The 20,151-nt window shown below is 61.3% G+C and carries 18 protein-coding genes; 8 read left to right on the top strand and 10 right to left on the bottom strand.

Going from position 1 to position 20,151, the window contains the following annotated elements; translation table 11 throughout:
• Position 1: 1 nt before the first annotated feature.
• The 4 genes from CPH89_RS18010 to CPH89_RS17995 all read right to left on the bottom strand — a co-directional run bounded on the left by CPH89_RS18010 (position 2) and on the right by CPH89_RS17995 (position 3,493).
• Positions 2–1,219: a class I SAM-dependent methyltransferase gene (locus CPH89_RS18010; RefSeq protein WP_053254844.1), complete on the bottom strand. Its 1,218-nt coding sequence runs from the start codon at positions 1,217–1,219 to the stop codon at positions 2–4.
• Positions 1,220–1,464: 245 nt separating this feature from the next.
• Positions 1,465–2,082: a TPM domain-containing protein gene (locus CPH89_RS18005; RefSeq protein WP_053254843.1), complete on the bottom strand. Its 618-nt coding sequence runs from the start codon at positions 2,080–2,082 to the stop codon at positions 1,465–1,467.
• A 49-nt stretch (positions 2,083–2,131) separates the two neighbouring features.
• Positions 2,132–2,863 (bottom strand): TPM domain-containing protein, encoded by a 732-nt coding sequence (locus CPH89_RS18000; RefSeq protein ID WP_053254842.1) that lies wholly within the window; start codon positions 2,861–2,863, stop codon positions 2,132–2,134.
• A gap of 18 nt (positions 2,864–2,881) precedes the next feature.
• Positions 2,882–3,493 (bottom strand): LemA family protein, encoded by a 612-nt coding sequence (locus CPH89_RS17995; protein WP_053254841.1) that lies wholly within the window; start codon positions 3,491–3,493, stop codon positions 2,882–2,884.
• Between the two features lie 242 nt (positions 3,494–3,735).
• Here CPH89_RS17995 and bglX point away from each other — a divergent pair, with 242 nt between their 5' ends.
• Both bglX and CPH89_RS17985 read left to right on the top strand, forming a co-directional pair.
• The gene (bglX, locus tag CPH89_RS17990; RefSeq protein WP_053254840.1) at positions 3,736–6,027 is read left to right on the top strand and encodes a beta-glucosidase BglX; all 2,292 of its coding nucleotides are present in this window, start codon (positions 3,736–3,738) and stop codon (positions 6,025–6,027) included.
• A gap of 162 nt (positions 6,028–6,189) precedes the next feature.
• Positions 6,190–9,240, top strand: coding sequence for a S8 family serine peptidase (locus tag CPH89_RS17985; protein ID WP_053254839.1), 3,051 nt, complete (start codon positions 6,190–6,192; stop codon positions 9,238–9,240).
• A gap of 33 nt (positions 9,241–9,273) precedes the next feature.
• Here CPH89_RS17985 and CPH89_RS17980 read toward each other — a convergent pair whose 3' ends face one another.
• The 4 genes from CPH89_RS17980 to CPH89_RS17965 all read right to left on the bottom strand — a co-directional run bounded on the left by CPH89_RS17980 (position 9,274) and on the right by CPH89_RS17965 (position 12,518).
• Positions 9,274–10,431 carry a phospholipase D-like domain-containing protein gene (locus tag CPH89_RS17980; RefSeq protein ID WP_053254838.1) on the bottom strand — a complete coding sequence of 386 codons (1,158 nt, stop codon included), beginning with the start codon at positions 10,429–10,431 and terminating at the stop codon, positions 9,274–9,276.
• Position 10,432: 1 nt separating this feature from the next.
• Positions 10,433–11,014 (bottom strand): YceI family protein, encoded by a 582-nt coding sequence (locus CPH89_RS17975; RefSeq protein WP_053254837.1) that lies wholly within the window; start codon positions 11,012–11,014, stop codon positions 10,433–10,435.
• Between the two features lie 110 nt (positions 11,015–11,124).
• On the bottom strand, positions 11,125–11,439 hold the full coding sequence (locus tag CPH89_RS17970; RefSeq protein WP_053254836.1) for a hypothetical protein: 315 nt from the start codon (positions 11,437–11,439) through the stop codon (positions 11,125–11,127).
• On the bottom strand, positions 11,436–12,518 hold the full coding sequence (locus tag CPH89_RS17965) for a serine hydrolase domain-containing protein (protein ID WP_053254835.1): 1,083 nt from the start codon (positions 12,516–12,518) through the stop codon (positions 11,436–11,438). The genes CPH89_RS17970 and CPH89_RS17965 overlap by 4 nt, the downstream gene beginning before the upstream one ends.
• 335 nt (positions 12,519–12,853) lie before the next feature.
• Between CPH89_RS17965 and olsB the strand changes: the two genes are divergently transcribed.
• Together olsB and CPH89_RS17955 are read left to right on the top strand one after the other, a co-directional pair.
• Positions 12,854–13,609, top strand: coding sequence for an L-ornithine N(alpha)-acyltransferase (gene olsB / locus CPH89_RS17960; RefSeq protein WP_053254834.1), 756 nt, complete (start codon positions 12,854–12,856; stop codon positions 13,607–13,609).
• Entirely contained in the window at positions 13,609–14,400 is a 792-nt protein-coding gene (locus CPH89_RS17955) for a lysophospholipid acyltransferase family protein (protein ID WP_053254833.1), read from the top strand. The genes olsB and CPH89_RS17955 overlap by 1 nt, the downstream gene beginning before the upstream one ends.
• A 109-nt stretch (positions 14,401–14,509) precedes the next feature.
• On the opposite strand, the gene CPH89_RS17950 is transcribed toward CPH89_RS17955, so the two are convergent.
• Entirely contained in the window at positions 14,510–15,094 is a 585-nt protein-coding gene (locus CPH89_RS17950) for an acyl carrier protein phosphodiesterase (protein ID WP_053254832.1), read from the bottom strand.
• 154 nt (positions 15,095–15,248) lie between these two features.
• Here CPH89_RS17950 and CPH89_RS17945 point away from each other — a divergent pair, with 154 nt between their 5' ends.
• From CPH89_RS17945 to CPH89_RS17935, 3 genes are read left to right on the top strand one after another with little or no spacing between them, the layout of a single operon-like run.
• Positions 15,249–15,575 carry an ArsR/SmtB family transcription factor gene (locus CPH89_RS17945; protein ID WP_053254831.1) on the top strand — a complete coding sequence of 109 codons (327 nt, stop codon included), beginning with the start codon at positions 15,249–15,251 and terminating at the stop codon, positions 15,573–15,575.
• A 14-nt stretch (positions 15,576–15,589) separates the two neighbouring features.
• Positions 15,590–16,756 (top strand): MFS transporter, encoded by a 1,167-nt coding sequence (locus CPH89_RS17940; RefSeq protein ID WP_017137251.1) that lies wholly within the window; start codon positions 15,590–15,592, stop codon positions 16,754–16,756.
• A 31-nt stretch (positions 16,757–16,787) separates the two neighbouring features.
• The gene (locus CPH89_RS17935; protein ID WP_053254830.1) at positions 16,788–17,843 is read left to right on the top strand and encodes an alkene reductase; all 1,056 of its coding nucleotides are present in this window, start codon (positions 16,788–16,790) and stop codon (positions 17,841–17,843) included.
• 234 nt (positions 17,844–18,077) lie between these two features.
• Here CPH89_RS17935 and CPH89_RS17930 read toward each other — a convergent pair whose 3' ends face one another.
• Entirely contained in the window at positions 18,078–18,710 is a 633-nt protein-coding gene (locus CPH89_RS17930) for a TetR family transcriptional regulator (protein WP_053254829.1), read from the bottom strand.
• Positions 18,711–18,996: 286 nt separating this feature from the next.
• On the opposite strand from CPH89_RS17930, the gene CPH89_RS17925 reads away from it, so the two are divergent.
• A complete protein-coding gene (locus CPH89_RS17925) occupies positions 18,997–20,151 on the top strand; it encodes an efflux RND transporter periplasmic adaptor subunit (RefSeq protein ID WP_053254828.1) in 1,155 nt (384 codons plus the stop codon).

The raw sequence follows: 20,151 nt of genomic DNA, 5'->3' as shown, positions 1-20,151 counted from the left end.
CTCAGCTCAAATAACCCTCCGCACGCAGCAAGGTTTCCAGGCAGTGTTCGCTGATCTGGTAGAACGCCTTCAGCGCCTGGATTTTTTCCAGCAACTGCGCGTTGTCGATCGGCTCCGTGCGTTTGACCGCCAGGATCATCTTGTTCTTGTTGGTGTGCTCCAACGAGATGAACTCGAACACCTTGGTCTCATAACCGCAGGCCTCGAGGTACAACGCACGCAGGCTGTCGGTGACCATTTCCGCCTGTTGGCCCAGGTGCAGGCCGTATTGCAGCATCGGCTTGAGCAGCACCGGGCTCTGGATTTGCAGACGAATCTGTTTGTGGCAGCACGGCGAGCACATGATGATCGACGCGCCGGAGCGGATGCCGGTGTGGATCGCGTAATCGGTGGCGATGTCGCAGGCATGCAGGGCGATCATCACGTCCAGTTCGCTCGGCGCGACGCTGCGCACATCCCCGCATTTGAACACCAGCCCCGGGTGTTCCAGGCGCGCAGCGGCGGTGTTGCACAGGGTCACCATGTCTTCGCGCAGCTCGACACCCGTCACTTCGCCCTCGGCCTTGAGGGTGTTGCGCAGGTAATCGTGGATAGCGAAGGTCAGGTAGCCCTTGCCCGAACCAAAGTCGGCAACACGCACCGGCCGGTCCAGTTTCAACGGTGACGAGGTCAGCGCATGGCTGAACACTTCGATGAATTTATTGATCTGCTTCCACTTGCGCGACATCGACGGGATCAGCGCCTGCTTGGCGTCGGTGACGCCCAGGTCCGCGAGGAACGGCCGTGTCAGGTCCAGGAAGCGATTTTTCTCGCGGTTATGCTCTGCGGACGGCGCCTCACGCAGTTGCTGCGGCTTGCTTTTGAACAGCGAGCTTTTGTTCTTCTTGCTGTACTCCAACTGGGCTTCATCCGTCAGCGACAGCAAGTGCGCGTTCTTGAATGACGCCGGCAACAACGCAGCAATCGCCGCCACGCCGTCCGCCCGCGGGAAGTTCTTGGTGATGTCGCGGGTTTTGTAGCGGTAGACGAAGGACAGGCACGGCTGTTCCTTGACCGTCAGGGGCTTGATGATTAGCCGCTGCAACTCGGCTTCCTCACCGACGTACTTGGCCAGCACCAGCTTGATAAAGGCCTGCTGCGCGAGGCTTGCGCTCAGCAGTTCGATGAACTGGGCGTGATGATCCGGCGCAGGGCTGGCAGGTTGAGCGGTGACGGACATGAACAAAAACGCCTCGGGCTGGGAATGCCGGGCATTTTAGGGGGGATAGGCGTTGAGGGCACGGGGTTATTTGATCAACGGTCACTCAGCCGCCGCAAATCAAATGTGAGAGCTGCTTTGTGTGAGAGCTGGCTTGCCTGCGATGCTGGCACCGCAGTCCATCAGGCAAACCGAGGTGAGGCCATCGCGGGCAAGCCCGACGCCCACAGAAAAGCGGCTAGCCCTTAGGTTCAGCGGTGTTTGGGTTACTCCAGCACGATCAGCCGGTTGGGCAGTTCATTACGCGTCTGCGTCACCGGCACATGCACCTTGAGCAACTCGCCACAGGCTTCAATGCAGGCGATAAACCCCGCCAGCGTTTGCCCGTGTTTCACCTGCTGGGTAAACGCCTTGACGATGCCATCCCAACTGCTGTTATCCAGGCGTTTGGAAATCCCCTCGTCCACCAGGATTTCCACATACCGCTCCGCCTCGCAGACAAAAATCAGCACGCCGGTGCCGCCCAGCGTGTGGTGCAGGTTCTGCTCCAGAAACTGCCGGCGTGCCAGGTTCGACGCGCGCCAGTGGCGTACCGAACGCGGGATCAAGCGGGTGGTGACCTTGGGCAAGCGAAACACCAGGCACAGCACAATAAACGTCGCCCACTGCGCCAACAGCAAGGTGTACATGGTCAGGTAGCCCGACAAGTAATGCACCACGCCAGGCACCACCAACGCAATCAGGCTGGCCCATAGCAGCGGGATGTAAGCGTAATCGTCGGCGCGAGCCGCCAGCACGGTGACCAGTTCGGCGTCGGTGGTTTTTTCAACCCGGGCGATCGCTTCGGCGACTTGGCGCTGCTCGTGTTCAGTCAGTAATGCCATGGTTGTAGTTGCTCTTTTCTAGTTATTGTCATTACCCGCCGCACCTTCATTACCAGCCACCTGAGGCACCGCCGCCGCCGAAACCGCCGCCGCCGCCTCGGAAGCCACCGCCGCCGCCACCCCCGCCACCACCGCCGCGGCCACTGCTGCTGAGGATCGCCAGCAGGATAGCGCCAACCGGCAGGCCCAGGCGATTGCACAGCCATAACACGCCGATCAGCAGGATAAACAAGCCGATGGAAAAGCCCGGATTATCCTTGGCGAAATTCGCATCCGCCACATGCGCCGGCACCGCCAGCGGTTCACCGCCCACCACTTGCACCATGGCCGCCACGCCGTCACTGATGCCCTGGCTGTAATTGCCGGCCTTGAACTTGGGCGTAATCACCTGGTTGATGATCACCCATGACTGCGCATCGGTCAGCACACCTTCGAGGCCATAGCCGACCTCGATGCGCAATTTGTGCTCATCACGGGCAACGATCAACAGTGCGCCGTTGTCCTTGCCCTTCTGGCCGATGCCCCACTGGCGACCCAATTGGTAACCGTAGTCCTCAATCGGCACGCCTTGCAGGTCGGGCACGGTGACCACCACGAGCTGGTCGCCAGACGTTTGTTCCAGCGCCTGCAACTGCTGGGTAATCTGCGCGCGCGTTGCCGGGTCGATCATCTGCGCGGCGTCCACCACCCGCCCGGTCAATGCCGGAAAGGTCAGCGCCGCCTGGGCGACACCGACGCACGCCAGCAACCACAGCGCCAAGCCTGTCCGTAATAAACGCATCGACACCTCAGAGAAGCCTTATTTGAACTTCACTTGCGGCGCTTTATCGGCGTCGGCACTGGTCGCTTCAAACGTGGCGCGGATCGGCAGGTCGCTGTACATCACGCTATGCCACAGGCGACCCGGGAAGGTGCGAATCTCGGTGTTGTAGGCCTGCACCGCCTGGATAAAGTCGCGGCGGGCCACGGCGATACGGTTTTCGGTGCCTTCAAGCTGGGATTGCAGCGCCAGGAAGTTCTGGTTCGCCTTCAGGTCCGGGTAACGCTCGGACACCACCATCAAACGGCTGAGGGCACCGCTCAGGCCATCCTGGGCTTGCTGGAATTGCTTGAGTTTTTCCGGGTTGTCGAGGGTGCTGGCGTCCACCTGGATCGACGTGGCCTTGGCCCGCGCCTCAATCACCGCGGTGAGCGTGTCTTGTTCATGGGCGGCGTAGCCCTTGACCACTTCCACCAGGTTAGGGATCAGGTCGGCCCGGCGTTGGTATTGGTTCTGCACCTGGCCCCAGGCGGCTTTGGCCTGTTCGTCCAGGGTGGGAATGGTGTTGATGCCGCAACCGCTCAGCACGCTGCTGATCAGTAGCAGAGCCGCGGCCTTGAAGCCCCAGCGGTAAACGTGTGCTGCTTGCATGATGTTTCTCCTGGCCAAACTGGATGGATTGTGACGACTAACCCTATACACCGCGCGCTTGGGGCATAATCCGCCACCACTGGATTGCGTCGAGCCAATCAGCTAAAAAGATGCCCAGCGCGAATAAGAGTTCACAAGTGTCGTGCATTTACTGCAATAACACTCGAACAACAACATAGGTTCCCCCACATTTTGGCAGAACAGCGCGATTGTGCTGTGCAGTGAGCCGAAAAAGGATATTCATGAAAAAGCTGTGTTTGCTCGGCCTTGTTGCCACTCTGGCCAGTCACCCCGTGTGGGCAGAAACAAAGCCTGCTGCGCTTAAAGACAAGGACGCCTTTGTCAGCGACCTGCTCAAGCAGATGACCCTGGATGAAAAGATCGGCCAATTGCGCCTGATCAGCATAGGCCCTGAAATGCCCCGCGAGCTGATCCGCAAGGAAATCGCCGCCGGCCGCATCGGTGGCACCTTCAACTCGATCACCCGCCCGGAAAACCGTCCGATGCAGGACGCGGCCATGCACAGCCGGTTGAAGATCCCGATGTTCTTCGCCTATGACGTGATCCACGGCCATCGCACCATCTTCCCGATCAGCCTGGCCCTGGCCTCCAGTTGGGACATGGACGCCATCGGCCGCTCCGGGCGCATCGCCGCCCAGGAAGCCGCCGCCGACAGCCTCGACATCACCTTTGCGCCCATGGTCGATATCTCCCGCGACCCGCGCTGGGGCCGTACGTCCGAAGGTTTCGGCGAAGACACCTATCTGGTCTCGCGCATTGCCGAAGTGATGGTCAAGGCCTTCCAGGGCGTAAGCCCCGCGAATGCCGACAGCATCATGGCCAGCGTCAAGCACTTCGCCCTGTACGGCGCGGTGGAAGGCGGTCGCGACTACAACGTGGTCGACATGAGCCCGGTCAAGATGTACCAGGACTACCTGCCGCCCTACCACGCAGCCATCAAGGCCGGCGCCGGCGGTGTGATGGTGGCGTTGAATTCGATCAACGGCGTACCCGCCACGGCCAACACCTGGCTGATGAACGACCTGCTGCGCAAAGACTGGGGCTTCAAAGGCCTGGCCGTCAGTGACCACGGCGCGATCTTCGAGCTGATCAAGCACGGCGTGGCCAAAGACGGGCGTGAAGCCGCCAAGCTGGCGATCAAGGCCGGCATCGACATGAGCATGAACGACTCGCTGTACGGTAAGGAATTACCCGGCCTGCTGAAGTCTGGCGAGATCGAACAAAGCGACATCGACAACGCCGTGCGTGAAGTACTCGGCGCCAAGTACGACATGGGCCTGTTCAAAGACCCGTACCTGCGTATCGGCAAGGCCGAGGATGACCCGGTCGACACTTATGCCGACAGCCGCCTGCACCGCAGCGATGCCCGCGACATCGCACGCCGCAGCCTGGTTTTGCTGAAAAACCAGAACAATACCCTGCCGCTGAAAAAATCCGCGACCATCGCCCTGGTCGGCCCGTTGGCCAAGGCCCCCATCGACATGATGGGCAGTTGGGCCGCCGCCGGTAAGCCGGAACAATCGGTGACCCTGCTCGACGGCATGAACGCCGTGATCGGCGAAAAAGGCAAAGTGATCTACGCCCGTGGTGCCAACATCACTAACGACAAGGCCGTGGTCGACTACCTCAACTTCCTCAACTTCGATGCACCGGAAGTGGTGGATGACACCCGCTCCCCGCAGGCAATGATCGACGAAGCGGTGAACGCCGCGAAAGACGCCGACGTGGTGGTGGCTGCCGTGGGCGAGTCGCGTGGCATGTCCCACGAATCCTCCAGCCGCACCGACCTGAACATCCCGCAGAGCCAGCGCGACCTGATCAAGGCACTCAAAGCCACGGGCAAACCGCTGGTGCTGGTGCTGATGAACGGTCGCCCACTGTCGATTCTGCAAGAGAACCAGCAAGCCGACGCGATCCTGGAAACCTGGTTCGCCGGCACCGAAGGTGGCAACGCGATTGCTGACGTGCTGTTCGGTGATTACAACCCGTCGGGCAAGCTGCCGATCACCTTCCCACGCTCGGTGGGGCAGATTCCGACGTACTACAACCACCTGAGCATCGGCCGGCCGTTCACCCCAGGCAAGCCGGGCAACTACACCTCGCAGTACTTCGATGACGTCACCGGGCCCCTGTTCCCGTTTGGTTATGGCCTGAGCTACACCACGTTCAGCCTGGCGGACATGGCGCTGTCCTCCACCACCTTGAATAAAACCGGCAAGCTCGACGCCAGCGTCACGCTGAAAAACACCGGCAAGGTCGACGGCGAAACCGTGGTGCAGCTGTATATCCAGGACGTGGCCGGCTCGATGATCCGGCCGGTGAAAGAGCTGAAGAACTTCCAGAAGGTCATGCTCAAGGCCGGTGAAGAGCGCACGCTGCACTTCACCATCACCGAGGATGACCTGAAGTTCTATAACACCCAACTCAAGTTCGCCGCGGAACCGGGCCAGTTCAATGTGCAGATTGGGCTCGACTCCCAGGATGTACAGCAGCAGACGTTCGAGTTGTTGTAACCGTTGCAGCCCCCTCTTTTTAAAGAGGGGGCTTGCTCGCGTCCCCGTCTCGGTCAGTAAAAACCTAAGTTTCACTCCCCCCTAACAGTCGAGTCCTACATCCAGCCCCCTGCTCACTCGCACACCCTGTCCGCCCAATATTAATGTGCAGGTGTGTGAGCCATGTCGCCCACGAAAAACGCCCGAGCGGCAATCAAAAAAGTGCCCGTTCAATGTTCCTTCAAGCAAAACCTGCTGGCCCTTTGTGTACTGGGCTGCCTGTCAGGCAGATCGGTTGAGGCGGCGAGCTATGTCGAACAAGGCCGACTGCACGACGCCGCCAGTTGGCGCAGTGAGGAGTTCAAGCGTAACTGGGGGTTGGGCGCGGTCGGCGCGGACTTCGCTTATGCGCGTGGGTTGAATGGCGCCGGGGTGCACATAGGCGTTTACGACGCTGGCGTCGACCTGCGCCATGGCGAGTTTGCCGGGAAGGCAAATGTCGGCGTGCTGATGGCTGACACCGGTTGCATGAGTGGGACCGTGCTGGAGCGAGGCTGCTTCTACAGCGAAGGCGATCGCGCCGCAGTCACCGTTATCGACTCATTGCCACCCGAAGCATTGGCAGGCCTTGAAGAAGCGGTGGCCGATGGCAACCTCACCCGAGAGCAACTGGACGAATATCTCGGATTTGTTGGCACGACTTACGACGCGCATGGCACCCACGTTGCCGGTACCGCACTCGCCAACCGGGTTGGCTCCGGGGTTCATGGTGTGGCGTACGCGGCCAACGTGAGTGCCGTGCGTAAGTTCGGTAATACCTATCTGGGCGGTCCGATTGCCATAACAGATGTGTTGAGGCTTCCCCTGCCGACAGCGGCAGCGGTCGACGCCGCCTACGCCCAATTGCACAAGCAGAATGTGCGTGTCGTGAATAACAGTTGGGGGAGCGCATTTTCGCCGGCGAATGCCGCAGAGCTGGACACGGCATTAAGCGAAACGCAAACCCCGGTTTATTCAGAACTCAAGGCCATCGCAGACAACGCTATCAAGTACGGGATCCTGCAAGTGTGGTCAGCGGGCAACCTCAGCACCGCCAACGCGTCGCCTCAAGCAGCGCCAAGCGCCGGGCTGCATCCCAGCCTGCCACGTGCCATTGCAGAACTGGAGCCTTACTGGTTGACCGTCGTCAACTTAACGAAAGAGCTGACCTTGAGCGATTCCTCCAAGCGCTGCGGCTTCAGCAAGGACTGGTGCCTGGCGGCGCCCGGAACGGATATCAACTCGTCCTGGGTCAGCGGTTCGATAGAGACCGAAAACCACTATGGCCCGGACGGTGCAGTCACCGGTTTTACTGTGACCGGCGATAACCCCGAGTTGGGTTATGCGTTGAGTTCCGGCAGCTCCATGGCCGCCCCCCACGTCAGCGGTGGCCTGGCACTGCTGATGGAGCGTTTCCCCTACCTCGACAACCCGCAAATCCGCGACGTGCTGCTCACCACCGCCACCGACCTCGGCGAGCCGGGTGTGGACGACGTCTACGGCTGGGGCCTGATCAACCTCAAAAAAGCCATCGACGGCCCCGGCCAACTGCGGGTCGACACCGCGGTGAACATGGACCGCCCTGCCGGCGGCGCAGTCGTCTGGCAAGGCGGCGCCTGGGACGATTGGCGCAACGATATCAGCGGCCCGGGCCGCCTGGAAAAAACCGGCATCGGCTGGCTGCGCCTGAGCGGTAATAACAGCTTCGCCGGCGCCACGCTCAAGGAAGGCATTCTGGAACTGGACGGCACCAACGCCCTCAAGGGCGACGTCAAGGTCGACGGCGGTGTTCTGCGCCTGAACGGTTCACTGGCCGTCGAAGGCGACTATCAACACGCCGCCGGCTCAACCCTGATGACCGGGCTGGCAGCCCCGGCCGATCCGGCAAAACTGCACGTCAGTCACCAGGCGACCCTCAACGGCGGCTCGCTGTACCTGAGCGCGCAACCCAATAACGACTACCTGGGTCAGCGTTACAACATCCTCCAGGCCCAAGGTGGGTTGAATGGCGAATTCGCCTCGATCGACCGCCGCGAGTTCTCGCCCTTCCTGAGTGTTTCCCAGGTCAAGGAAGGCAACACGTTACAGGTGGAGTTCGGCCGTGGTCAGTCACTGGCGTCGGCAGCAAACACACCCAACCAGCGCGCCGTCGCCAATGCCGCCGACGCTGAAACCCTGCCGTCCGCGTTGCTGCAACGCCTGACAGCGTTGTTTCCCGAGCAGGCACCTTCAGCCCTGGACACGTTGAGCGGTGAGCTGCACGCCAGTACCCAAGCGGCGTTGATCGAGAACAGCCGCGTGCTGCGTCAGGCGGCCCTTGACCGCCAGCGTGGCACGCCAGGCGGCATCGCGCGGCCCGATGAGTTGAAGCAGGGTGCCTGGGTGCAACTGCCTCGCCAGTCCGGCCAACTCGCCGGCGATGGCAACACCGCCCGCACGTCCCACAGCAGCACGGGCCTGCTGGTGGGGTTCGATCACACCCTGGAGCAAGGCACACGACTGGGTGTGGTGGCTGGCAGCAGTCAAACCGAGGTGAAGGCCGGAGCACGCGGCAAGGCGAACGTCGATACCTACCAGGTGGGCCTGCATATTGGCCACAACTGGGACGCTTTTGGCCTCTATGGCGGCATCGCCTATGCGCAGCATGAGATCCAGACCAAACGCCGCGTCAGCTTCCCAGGCCTCGACAATCGCCTGTCCGCCCAGTACGCAAGCCGCACCGTGCAGACGTTTGCCGAGGCTAACTATGCCTTCAACCATGGTGCCTGGAATTGGCAGCCGTACCTGCAAGTGGCCAATGTGCAGCAGCGCAGCGAAGGCTTCAACGAGCGCGGCGGTATTGCCGCACTGAAGGGCAAACGCTCGCAGGAACACGTCAACCTGACCACCGGTGGCGTGCGGTTCAACCTGGACTTGGGCAAGGCGCAAGTCGGCCCGTCATGGTTGAGCCTGCGGGGTGGCCTGGCCTACACCCACGCCAGCGGCGATCTGCAACCCAGCACCCAGGCGGCCTGGGACGGCGGGCGCGTGATGAGCGTCAGCGGCGCGCCACTGGATCGCCTCAGCACCCGGCTGGAACTGGGCGCCACCGCGCGCCTGACACGCGACAGCGCACTGGACCTGAGCTTCAACCGGCAACACGGTGAGCGCACACGCGACCAAAGCCTCACGGCGCAGTATTCACTGCAGTTTTAAGCCGCGTTGGCGGTAACAGGCGGGGGGGGTGAATTACCCCCGCCGATCCAACAGATTCACCACCAACCGATCAATCCATCCCCACAGCCGCTGCTTCACGCGCCGCCATAACGGCCGCGCCTTCCACGCCTCCAGACTCACCGCCTGGCTCTGGGCAAAATCGCGCTCGAAACTGCCCGCCACGGCCAGCGTCAACTCAGGGTCCAGTGCCTCCAGGTTGGCTTCCAGATTGAAGCGCAAGTTCCAATGGTCGAAATTGCACGAACCGATGCTTACCCAATCATCCACCAGCACCATTTTGAGGTGCAAAAAGCACGGCTGGTATTCAAAGATCTGCACACCCGCGCGCAACAAGCGCGGGTAATAACGGTGCCCGGCGTAACGTACGGAGGGGTGATCGGTGCGCGGGCCGGTGAGCAGCAAACGCACATCCACACCGCGTCCGGCCGCACGGCGCAACGCACGGCGCACGCCCCAGGTCGGCAGAAAATACGGGGTCGCCAGCCAGACCTGTCGCTGGCTTTTGTTCAATGCGCGAATCAGCGACTGCAAAATATCGCGGTGCTGGCGGGCGTCGGCATAGGCCACGCGGCCAAGACCCGGCCCGGCCGCAGGCACCTTGGGCAGGCGCGGCAAACCAAAGTGGGTGGAGGGCTTCCACGCGCGGCGCGCCACATTGGCGTGCCATTGACGTTCGAACAGGGCTTGCCAGTCCAGCACCAGCGGGCCGCTGATTTGCACCATCACTTCATGCCACTCGGCGGTGTCTTGCCCCGGCGTCCAGAACTCATCCGTGACGCCCGTACCGCCGACCAGCGCGATACTCTGGTCGATCAGCAACAGTTTGCGGTGGTCGCGGTACAGGTTGCGCACCCAACCCCGCCAGCTCAAACGATTGTAAAAGCGCAGCTCCACGCCCGCGTCGGTCAGGCGTTTGCGCAGCCCCAGCGTAAACGCCAGACTGCCGTAATCATCAAACAGGCAACGCACGCCCACGCCGCGTTCGGCGGCCAGCACCAACGCCTGCACCATGGCGTCGGCGCATGCACCGGCTTCCACCAGGTACAACTCCAATTCGACCTGCCGCTCGGCGCGGGCAATGCCCACCAGCATCTGTGGGAAGAAATTCGGCCCGTCGACCAGCAACTCGAACCGGTTGGCGCTGCGCCACGGAAACACTGCGCCGCTCATCTCAGCGCGCCGTAAAGATCAGTACCGCACCCACCGGCACCGACAAACTGATCGACTTAAGCCCCGCCGCCTTACGCAACGCCGCCACGCCCGGCGCCAGCTCGAAATCCTCGGCATGCAACACCACCGGCTCCAGGGTTACCACCTGGAAACGCCGGTCATCCAGGCGGGTGGCCAACAACTCGCCGCTGTAGGTCTGGGTCTTGCCATGCAGGGTGACGCTCAGAGGCAGGCGCAATTCCACTTGCGCGCCGGGGGCCAGGTCATTAATCGGTTGCAGGTTGATCTGCGCGCGGATCAACGCTTCGGGGAAGGTTTTGATCTGGAACAGCTCATTGCGCATACGCTCATCGCGCAGCGGGATGCCGCTGTTGATCGACTCGAGCTCCACTTCCACTTGCGCTGCGCCCTGGCTGTCGACTTTGCCGTGCAATACCAAAAAGCGCTGCACTTCAGCGATTTCGGTATTTTTGGTGGTCACGAACGACAGCCGTGAGGATTCGTTATCCAGGTACCAATCGGCGTGGGCAGGCAGGGCTGCACAGGTCAGCAGCGTGAAAGCCAAAGGTTTGGCATTGAACATAAAGACTCATGGGGAAAAAAACCTGGACGAACCTTAAGCGCAATGTCACAAACGGCGCAAATCCAATGTGGGCGCTGGCTTGCCTGCGCCCACATTGGATTTTGGGTATTTCAGGGATTCAAGCGACAGCCCTGGCGCTCACCCAACCACCTTGCCGTGTGCGTACGCCCCAACCCACTCGCCGTCACCTCACTGCGTTCCGGGGTGTCGATGAAGCGGCTGACGGGCACGTACTGCTTCACATAGCCGAGGCAATAGGCCGCCGGATTGTTCTCCACGTACCGGCACGAGCAATACTCCTTGGCCGTGTACGCCGCGATGATGTCAGGGAAGGCTTGCAGGTTGACGCGCTCGTGCCACACCCAGCCCAGCAGGGCGAGTAATAGCAGCAGGAAAACGCTGATAACCGGGTGACGGCGGATCATGGCTGCACCGCCGCCAGCACGCGTTTGAGCAACTCGTTGTGGCGGTAGCTGCCATCGCGGTCATCGCCGTAGCGCACGATCACCAGGTGTTCATCCGGCATCACAAACAACGCCTGGCCCCAGTGGCCGAGAGCGGCGAACGTGTCGGCCGGCGCATCGGGCCAAGGTCGGCGGGCGCCCTGCACTTCGCGGTTGAGCCACCATTGGCCGCCGGGGACGGCTTCGTCCTGGCCTGGCTGGTATTTGTCGAAGGGTTGGCGGTTGAAAGCGACCCACTCTTTGGGCAGCAATTGCTGCTCCCCCCAACGACCGTCGCGCGCCATCAGCAGGCCGACGCGGGCCAGGTCGCGTGCGGTGAGGTAGGCGTAGGACGAGGCGACAAAGGTTTCGTCGGCGTCGGTTTCCCAGGTGGCGTTATGAATGCCCAGCGGCTTGAACAGCGCCTCCCACGGGTAATCCACATAGGCCTTGTGGCCGAGCATGCCTTTGAGGGTGGCGGACAAAATAGCGCTGTCACCGCTGGAATATCGGAAGGCCTGGCCCGGTGCTGCGGCGGCCTCGGTATCGGCGGCGAACTCGGCCATGTCGGCGCGGCCACGGGTGTAGAGCATCGCCACCACCGAGGATTTCAGCGGGGCGTATTCATAGTCTTCCTGCCAGTCCAGGCCCGAGGCCCAGTGCAGCAGGTCGGCCAGGGTCACCTTGGGGTGTTGTTTCATCGGTGGGTAGAAGCGCGCCGCCGGGTCGCTGAGTTTGAAGCGGTGTTCGCCGTAGGCCACGCCGAGCACGGTGGCCATCAGGCTTTTGCTCACCGACCAGGTCAGGTGCGGCGTGTCGGCGGTGGTGGGTGCGGCGTAGCGTTCGTAGATGATCACGCCATCGCGGATCACCAGCAGCGCGTCGGTGCGGATGCCCTGGCGGGTGGCGTCGTCACGGGTTGGAAAAGCGTAGGCATTGAGGGCGTCAACAGCGGCACCGTCGAGCGGTGTGCCCTTGGCCCACGCCTTGTCAGGCCAGGTTTCGGCGTGGGCGGTGACGGTGACTAACAGCAGGGCAACACACAACAGGCCTCGGACCATGGGCACAAACTCAAGGGGGGCATTCAAGCCCGCGAGCCTAGCCTGGATGAGTGACAGTTTTGCTACGCGAGTCTTGAGTGGGTGCCTGTTAATTGTGGGAGGGGGCTTGCTCCCGATGGCAGTGGCTCAGTCAGCTGATCTGTAACTGATCCACCGTCATCGGGAGCAAGCCCCCTCCCACATTTGGATCGCGCTGCATCCGGTAGCAGACGCCCTGCCGCGGCTGTCATCTAAGCGTCACTGGAACTTCATGGAGATGACACCGAGCCTACATAGCCTGAGTTTGGACAAACAAGTCGACCGGCCGGAACGTGGCTGGCACTCGGAGATTCGCCATGACTCAGATCGCCCGCATCAGCGACACCGGCAATGAACGCCGTCTGCAAGCCGAACGCCTGATTGGCGCACAGGCTTTGCAGGAAGCCCAGGCCCTGCGGTTCAACGTGTTCAGCGGCGAGTTCAACGCCAAGCTGAAAGGCGCGGAACTGGGTCTGGACATGGATGACTATGATGTTCACTGCAGCCACATTGGCGTGCGTGACTTGAACAGCGGTCGATTGGTGGCCACCACCCGTTTACTCGATCACCAGGCTGCCAGCACCTTGGGCCGGTTCTACAGCGAAGAAGAATTCAGCCTGCATGGCTTGCGGCACCTGCAAGGGCCGATCCTGGAAATCGGCCGCACCTGCGTCGACCCGGCCTACCGCAATGGCGGCACCATTGCGGTGTTGTGGGGCGAGTTGGCGGAAGTCTTGAATCAGGGCGGCTACAGCTATTTGATGGGCTGCGCGAGCATCCCGATGCACGACGGCGGCATCCAGGCCCACGCGATCATGCAGCGCCTGCGCGAACGCTACCTGTGCAACGAACACTTGCGCGCCGAGCCGAAAAAACCACTGCCGGCGCTGGACCTGCCGACCAACGTGATCGCGGAAATGCCGCCGCTGCTCAAGGCCTATATGCGCCTGGGTGCGAAGATCTGCGGCGAGCCGTGCTGGGATGAAGATTTCCAGGTGGCCGACGTGTTCATCCTGCTCAAGCGCGATGAGTTGTGCCCGCGTTACGCACGCCACTTCAAGGCGGCCATGTAATGGGCCGCCTGCGTGTGTACGGGCGCATCGCCCGAGTGCTGCTGGTGGTCGCGCTGGGCTTGAGCATGGCCAGTGTGTTCGGCGTGTTCGAGCGTTTGGGTGTGGCCAACTCAATGGTGCGGCGCCAGCGCTGGTCGCGGTTTTTCATGGCGCGGCTGACCAACGCCCTGCCCTTTCGCGTGACAGTCCACGGTGAGTTGCCGCAAACGCCGATGCTGTGGGTGAGCAATCACGTGTCCTGGACCGATATTCCGCTGCTGGGCATGGTCACGCCGATGTCGTTTTTGTCCAAGGCCGAAGTGCGCACCTGGCCGGTGGCCGGCTGGTTGGCGGCCAAGGCCGGTAGCCTGTTTATCCGCCGGGGTTCGGGCGACAGCCAGTTGATCCGCAAGCAGATGACCCGTCACCTGGAACAACAGCACCCGCTGCTGATGTTCCCTGAGGGCACCACCACCGACGGGCGCAGCCTGCGCACCTTTCACGGACGCTTGCTGGCCAGTGCGATTGATGCAGACGTGTCACTGCAACCGGTGGCGATCCGTTACCTGCGCGACGGGCAAGTGGACCCGCTGGCACCGTTTATCGGCGATGACGATTTGCTCTCGCACCTGATGCGCCTGTTTGCCAATGACCAGGGCGATGTGGAAATCCATGTGCTCACGCCGATTGCCTGTGCCGGGCAGGAACGCGCAGCGCTGGCGTTCCAGGCGCAACAGGCGGTTCAGAAAGCGTTGTTTGGGCCGTTGCCGGAAACTGAGCACGTGGCGGTGCGACCGGCGTTTGCGGCCTAAAGCGGGCACGGTTAAAAAATGTGAGAGCGGGCTTGCTCGCGAATGCAGTCTGTCAGCAACAAATAGGCTGACTGATACAGCGCATTCGCGAGCAAGCCCGCTCCCACATTTAGATCCCACTCATCAGTTGGGCTTGTGCGAATTTCTGCAATTCGGGGTAGAACACCCGGAAGTCTTCGCTCAACGGCTCATACAGCACCCGCAACTCCTGCATCGCATGGCCCAACTCCTCGGGCTGGGTCAACCGCCGCGAGATCCCCCGCAACACTTGCTCCATTACCGCGAACTCTCGGTATGAGCCCAGCCAATCATCCGCTGCCATATGCGGTGCAATCTGCGCCAGCCGCCCCGGCAACTGGGGCTCGGCGGCGAGTACGCGGTACACCTGTGACGTGAAGTGCTCAAGAGGCTGCTCGGCATACAGCGCCCAATCCCGCGCCAGGCAGTGGTCGAAAAACACATCGAGGACGATCCCGGCGTAGCGCTTGCGGGTCAGGCTGAAGCGTGACAACGCCGCGCCTACCAGCGGGTGGCTGTCGGTGAAACGGTCAATGGAGCGATGCAACTGAATCGCCGACTCAATTTGCGGGCTGAACTGCCCCTGCAGCCGGCCTTTGACGAAATCACCATAGAGGCTGCCCAGCAGTTGTGCAGGAAGTTGGCCGCCCAGGTGCAGATGTGCGAGATAATTCATGGCGCGCAGTTTAGCACTGCCGTCAACGTATCGTTATAACCCGATATACCGATTTGATCTGGCTTAAGACCAAAATCATATTGGTATATCGGGATATACCGATTTAAAGTTCGCTTCATCGCGATATAACGCTTTACGAAACCGAGCAACCGCCATGTCCATCGACCTCGACGAAATAATAAAAGCACTGGCACACCCAGTACGACGAGACATTCTCACCTGGCTCAAAGACCCGAAAGTGCAGTTCCCAGAGCAATTGCACAACCACGAATACGGCATCTGCGCCGGGCAGATCGACCAGCGCTGCGGCTTGTCCCAGTCGACCGTGTCGGCCCACCTGGCCACCCTGCAACGCGCCGGGTTGATCAGCAGCCAGAAGGCCGGGCAGTGGCACTTTTTCAAGCGTAACGAGGAAGTGATCCAAGCATTCCTCGCGGCACTCACGACTGAACTCAGCGCCGAAATCATCGAACCGCTGTAACCAAGGACACGCAAATGCCCCTCTCGCTACTCATACTGGCCCTGAGCGCCTTCGCCATCGGCACCACCGAGTTCGTCATCATGGGCTTGCTGCCCGACGTGGCGGCGGACTTGGGCGTGTCGATTCCCGGCGCCGGCTGGCTGGTCACCGGCTACGCCCTGGGCGTGGCCATCGGCGCGCCCTTCATGGCACTGGCCACCGCCAAGCTGCCACGCAAGGCCGCCCTGGTAGCGTTGATGGGCATCTTTATTGTCGGCAACCTGCTCTGTGCGCTGGCCAGTGATTACAACGTGCTGATGTTTGCCCGTGTGGTCACCGCGCTGTGCCACGGTGCCTTCTTTGGTATCGGTTCGGTGGTCGCCGCCAACCTGGTGCCGGCCAACAAGCGCGCGTCGGCGGTAGCCTTGATGTTCACCGGCCTGACCCTGGCCAATGTACTCGGCGTACCGCTGGGCACCGCGCTGGGTCAGGAAGCCGGCTGGCGCTCGACCTTCTGGGCAGTGACCGTCATTGGTGTGGTGGCGCTGATCGGCCTGATCCGTTTCCTGCCGGCCAAGCGCGACGAAGAAAAACTCGACATGCGCGCCGAACTGGCCGCCCTCAAGGGCGCCGGCATCTGGTTGTCGCTGACCATGACCGCGCTGTTCGCCGCCTCCATGTTCACCCTCTTCACCTATGTCGCACCACTGCTTGGCGACGTCACCGGCGTGTCGCCCAAAGGCGTGACCTGGACCCTGCTGTTGATCGGCCTGGGCCTCACCGTGGGCAACATCATCGGCGGCAAGCTGGCGGACAAACGCCTGGCGGCCACCCTGATCGGCGTGTTCATCAGCATGGCGGTGGTCTCCACGGTGTTGACCTGGACCAGCGTCGCGGTGATCCCGACTGAAATCACCCTGTTCCTGTGGGCCACCGCCTCGTTCGCTGCCGTACCGGCGCTGCAAATCAACGTGGTGACCTTCGGCAAGGCGGCACCGAACCTGGTGTCCACCTTGAACATCGGCGCCTTCAACATCGGCAACGCCCTGGGCGCCTGGGTTGGCGGCAGTGTGATTGCCCACGGTTTCGGCCTGACCAGCGTGCCTCTGGCCGCTGCGGCCCTGGCGATTCTTGCCTTGCTGGTGACCTTGATTACTTTCCGTCAGAGCGGCGATGCCGACCTGGCCCCTGCGACCAACTGATCAATCCACTTAAAGAGAAGGGTGTTATCCCATGACGACTATTTTCGATCCGATCAAACTGGGCGACCTGGAACTGTCGAACCGCATCATCATGGCACCGCTGACCCGCTGCCGCGCCGATGCCGGTCGCGTACCCAACGCGCTGATGGCCGAGTATTACGTGCAACGCGCTTCCGCCGGGCTGATCCTCAGCGAAGCCACGTCCGTGACGCCGCTGGGCGTGGGCTACCCGGACACGCCGGGCATCTGGTCCAACGACCAAGTGCGCGGCTGGGCCAATGTGACCAAGGCCGTGCATGGCGCGGGTGGCAAGATTGTCCTGCAACTGTGGCACGTTGGCCGGATCTCCCACGCGTCCTACCTGAACGGCGAAACCCCGGTGGCACCGAGCGCCATCCAGCCAAAAGGTCACGTGAGCCTGGTGCGCCCATTGGCCGACTACCCAACCCCACGCGCCCTGGAAACCGCTGAAATCGCCGACATCGTCGACGCTTACCGCGTCGGTGCCGAAAACGCCAAGGCTGCAGGTTTTGACGGCGTGGAGATCCACGGCGCCAACGGTTACCTGCTCGACCAGTTCCTGCAGAGCAGCACCAACAAACGTACCGACAACTACGGTGGTTCCCTGGAAAACCGTGCGCGCCTGCTGCTGGAAGTGACCGACGCGGCCATCGAAGTCTGGGGCGCCGGCCGTGTGGGTGTGCACCTGGCACCGCGCGCCGACTCCCATGACATGGGCGACGACAACCTGGCCGAAACCTTCACCTACGTTGCCAGCGAACTGGGCAAGCGGGGTATCGCGTTCATTTGCTCGCGTGAAAAAGAAGCCGGCGACAGCCTCGGCCCACAACTGAAAAAAGCTTTCGGCGGCGCTTACATTGCCAACGAACGCTTCACCAAAGACAGCGCCAATGCCTGGCTGGCTTCCGGCAAGGCTGATGCGGTGGCCTTCGGCGTACCGTTCATTGCCAACCCGGACCTGCCGGCGCGCCTGAAGGCCGATGCGCCATTAAATGAAGCGCACCCGGAAACCTTCTACGCCAAGGGCCCGGTCGGCTACATCGACTACCCGACACTGGCAATTTGATGTAATCCGCTGAAACGAAAAAGCCCCAGTTCGAAGGAACCGGGGCTTTTTCATTGGGGCCGGGAAACATTCCTTTACAGCCTTGCAACAATATCGCTACAAAATACTTAGGCGGCTACCTATCAACCGCCCGCCAGCCCGTATATAAAGTCACCCCACCAATCGTCCGAAGGGACGATGGACTGTGTCTCGTCTTTACTGTTGACACAACTGGAAGTAATTACGCATTTTGTCTTAATTGCGCAGGCTGGGGCTCAGGCGCAGCATGTCCAGCCCCGCATCAACCCAGCGTTCAGCCTGCTGATGCAGTTGAAAACTGTCGGGCACCAGAAGCCACTGGCCAATGATCCCGTTGATATAGGCATGTATGCACACCGCCCCACGGGTGGTGTCGAGATTTTCCGGAAGTTGCCCGCGATGGATCGCGTTACGCAAGGTCAGGCCAATACGCAGGTTGCATTCCAGGCTATGGGTCTGGCGCTGGCGACGCATGTCACACATTTCATCGGTGAACTCGCACTTATGAAACAAAATTTCGTTGATGCGCCGGGTTTTCGGGTCCAGAGCCACCTGATGAAACAAATGAATCAACAGCTTGCGCATGCAGCCAAGCGGGTCGACTTCATCCTCGCTTTCACTGGCCCGCGCCAACTCGTCCAACGGTTCGTGCAGGGTGTCGAGCAGTGCCTGCAGCAAATCGGACTTGTTACTGAAATGCCAATAGATAGCCCCGCGCGTCACCCCGGCCAACGCGGCGATGTCCGCCAACGTAGTCCGCGCGACGCCGCGCTCATAAAAGGCTTGCTCGGCGGCCTGGAGAATCTGGCTGCGCGTTTCCTGAGCTTCCTCTTTGGTGCGACGAACCATGGCAGTAAAACCTCAATCAGAACACTTGGGACTATCGGTAACGCTGCTTTAATAGGCGGTAACGATCATCTGAATAATTGTGGGACGACACCGTCTTGGGCACCGAACGTACTAAAATCGAGGCTTTCGGGGCTGCTTTGTCAACAACCTGCGAAGCCTGTCAAGAGTTTACAAACAACCATGAACGTAAGTATATTGCGTAGCAAGCTACTTATCTACTCACAGCTTGTTTTTTACCCTTCCACACTTCTTGTGCGCATTCTGCGCGCCTGACCCGAGGATCTTCATGCAACTTAAGCCAGCTGTTACCGCTCTGGTCACTGCCGTCGCCCTGGCATCGCTGCTCAGCGGATGTAAAAAGGAAGAAGCGGCTCCGCCCGCTCAAACCCCTCAGGTCGGCGTGGTCACCATTCAACCGCAAGCCTTCACCCTGACCACCGAGCTGCCGGGCCGCACCACGGCTTACCGCATCGCGGAGGTTCGTCCTCAGGTCAATGGCATCATTCTCAAGCGCCTGTTCAAGGAAGGCGGCGACGTGAAGGAAGGGCAACAGCTCTACCAGATCGACCCGTCGGTGTATGAAGCCACCCTGAAAAGCGCACAAGCGAGCCTGACCCAAACCAAGTCGATCACCGACCGCTACAAGCAGTTGGTCGATGAGCAAGCTGTCAGCCGTCAGGAATACGACACCGCCGTCGCCAACCGCATGACGTCCGAAGCCAATGTGCAAACCGCCCAGATCAATGTGCGCTACACCAAAGTGTTCGCGCCGATCTCCGGGCGTATTGGCCGTTCTTCGGTCACCGAAGGCGCACTGGTGAGCAATGGCCAGGCCGATGCCATGGCCGTGATCCAGCAACTGGACCCGATCTACGTCGACGTCACGCAGTCCTCGGCAGAAATGCTCAAACTGCGCCGCGACCTGGCAAGCGGCCAGCTGGAAAAATCCGGCGAAAACGCGGCCAAGGTCAAGCTGACCCTGGAAGACGGCACCGCTTACGGCCAGGACGGCAAGCTGGAGTTCTCCGAAGTGTCGGTCGACCAGACCACCGGTTCCGTGACCCTGCGCGCCGTGTTCCCGAACCCTGACCACACCCTGCTGCCGGGCATGTTCGTCCACGCCCAGCTGCAAGCCGGCGTGAACAGCAAGGCTATCCTGGCACCGCAACAAGGCGTGACCCGCGACCTGAAGGGCACGCCAACGGCGCTGATCGTCAACGCCGACAACAAGGTCGAGCAACGTGAGCTGGTGGCCAACCGTACGTACGGCGCCTACTGGCTGGTGGAAAAAGGCCTGAACGCCGGCGACCGTGTGATCACCGAAGGCTTGCAGTACGTCAAGCCGGGCGTCGAGGTCAAGGTCAAGGCAGCCGACAACGCTAAGCCTGCTGACGCTGGCACTGCTGCTGCTCCTGCTGCCGCTGCTGGCAAAGGGGAGTAA

Origin of the sequence: Pseudomonas fluorescens, assembly GCF_900215245.1 — a bacterium.
Taxonomy (GTDB): Bacteria; Pseudomonadota; Gammaproteobacteria; order Pseudomonadales; family Pseudomonadaceae; genus Aquipseudomonas; species Aquipseudomonas fluorescens.
The sequence above is the reverse complement of the archived record's forward strand: the minus strand, read 5'-3'. Positions and strand labels throughout refer to the sequence as shown.

Bases quoted from the DNA above. Each gene is read 5' to 3' on its own strand.
- CPH89_RS17980 (WP_053254838.1), bottom strand. From the start codon at position 10,431: ATGAGCGGCGCAGTGTTTCCGTGGCGCAGCGCCAACCGGTTCGAGTTG.
- bglX (WP_053254840.1), top strand. From the start codon at position 3,736: ATGAAAAAGCTGTGTTTGCTCGGCCTTGTTGCCACTCTGGCCAGTCAC.
- CPH89_RS17940 (WP_017137251.1), top strand. From the start codon at position 15,590: ATGCCCCTCTCGCTACTCATACTGGCCCTGAGCGCCTTCGCCATCGGC.
- CPH89_RS17995 (WP_053254841.1), bottom strand. From the start codon at position 3,493: ATGCAAGCAGCACACGTTTACCGCTGGGGCTTCAAGGCCGCGGCTCTG.
- CPH89_RS18005 (WP_053254843.1), bottom strand. From the start codon at position 2,082: ATGGCATTACTGACTGAACACGAGCAGCGCCAAGTCGCCGAAGCGATC.
- CPH89_RS17945 (WP_053254831.1), top strand. From the start codon at position 15,249: ATGTCCATCGACCTCGACGAAATAATAAAAGCACTGGCACACCCAGTA.
- olsB (WP_053254834.1), top strand. From the start codon at position 12,854: ATGACTCAGATCGCCCGCATCAGCGACACCGGCAATGAACGCCGTCTG.
- CPH89_RS17950 (WP_053254832.1), bottom strand. From the start codon at position 15,094: ATGAATTATCTCGCACATCTGCACCTGGGCGGCCAACTTCCTGCACAA.
- CPH89_RS18010 (WP_053254844.1), bottom strand. From the start codon at position 1,219: ATGTCCGTCACCGCTCAACCTGCCAGCCCTGCGCCGGATCATCACGCC.
- CPH89_RS17930 (WP_053254829.1), bottom strand. From the start codon at position 18,710: ATGGTTCGTCGCACCAAAGAGGAAGCTCAGGAAACGCGCAGCCAGATT.
- CPH89_RS17935 (WP_053254830.1), top strand. From the start codon at position 16,788: ATGACGACTATTTTCGATCCGATCAAACTGGGCGACCTGGAACTGTCG.
- CPH89_RS17955 (WP_053254833.1), top strand. From the start codon at position 13,609: ATGGGCCGCCTGCGTGTGTACGGGCGCATCGCCCGAGTGCTGCTGGTG.
- CPH89_RS17965 (WP_053254835.1), bottom strand. From the start codon at position 12,518: ATGGTCCGAGGCCTGTTGTGTGTTGCCCTGCTGTTAGTCACCGTCACC.
- CPH89_RS17970 (WP_053254836.1), bottom strand. From the start codon at position 11,439: ATGATCCGCCGTCACCCGGTTATCAGCGTTTTCCTGCTGCTATTACTC.
- CPH89_RS17925 (WP_053254828.1), top strand. From the start codon at position 18,997: ATGCAACTTAAGCCAGCTGTTACCGCTCTGGTCACTGCCGTCGCCCTG.
- CPH89_RS17985 (WP_053254839.1), top strand. From the start codon at position 6,190: ATGTCGCCCACGAAAAACGCCCGAGCGGCAATCAAAAAAGTGCCCGTT.
- CPH89_RS17975 (WP_053254837.1), bottom strand. From the start codon at position 11,014: ATGTTCAATGCCAAACCTTTGGCTTTCACGCTGCTGACCTGTGCAGCC.
- CPH89_RS18000 (WP_053254842.1), bottom strand. From the start codon at position 2,863: ATGCGTTTATTACGGACAGGCTTGGCGCTGTGGTTGCTGGCGTGCGTC.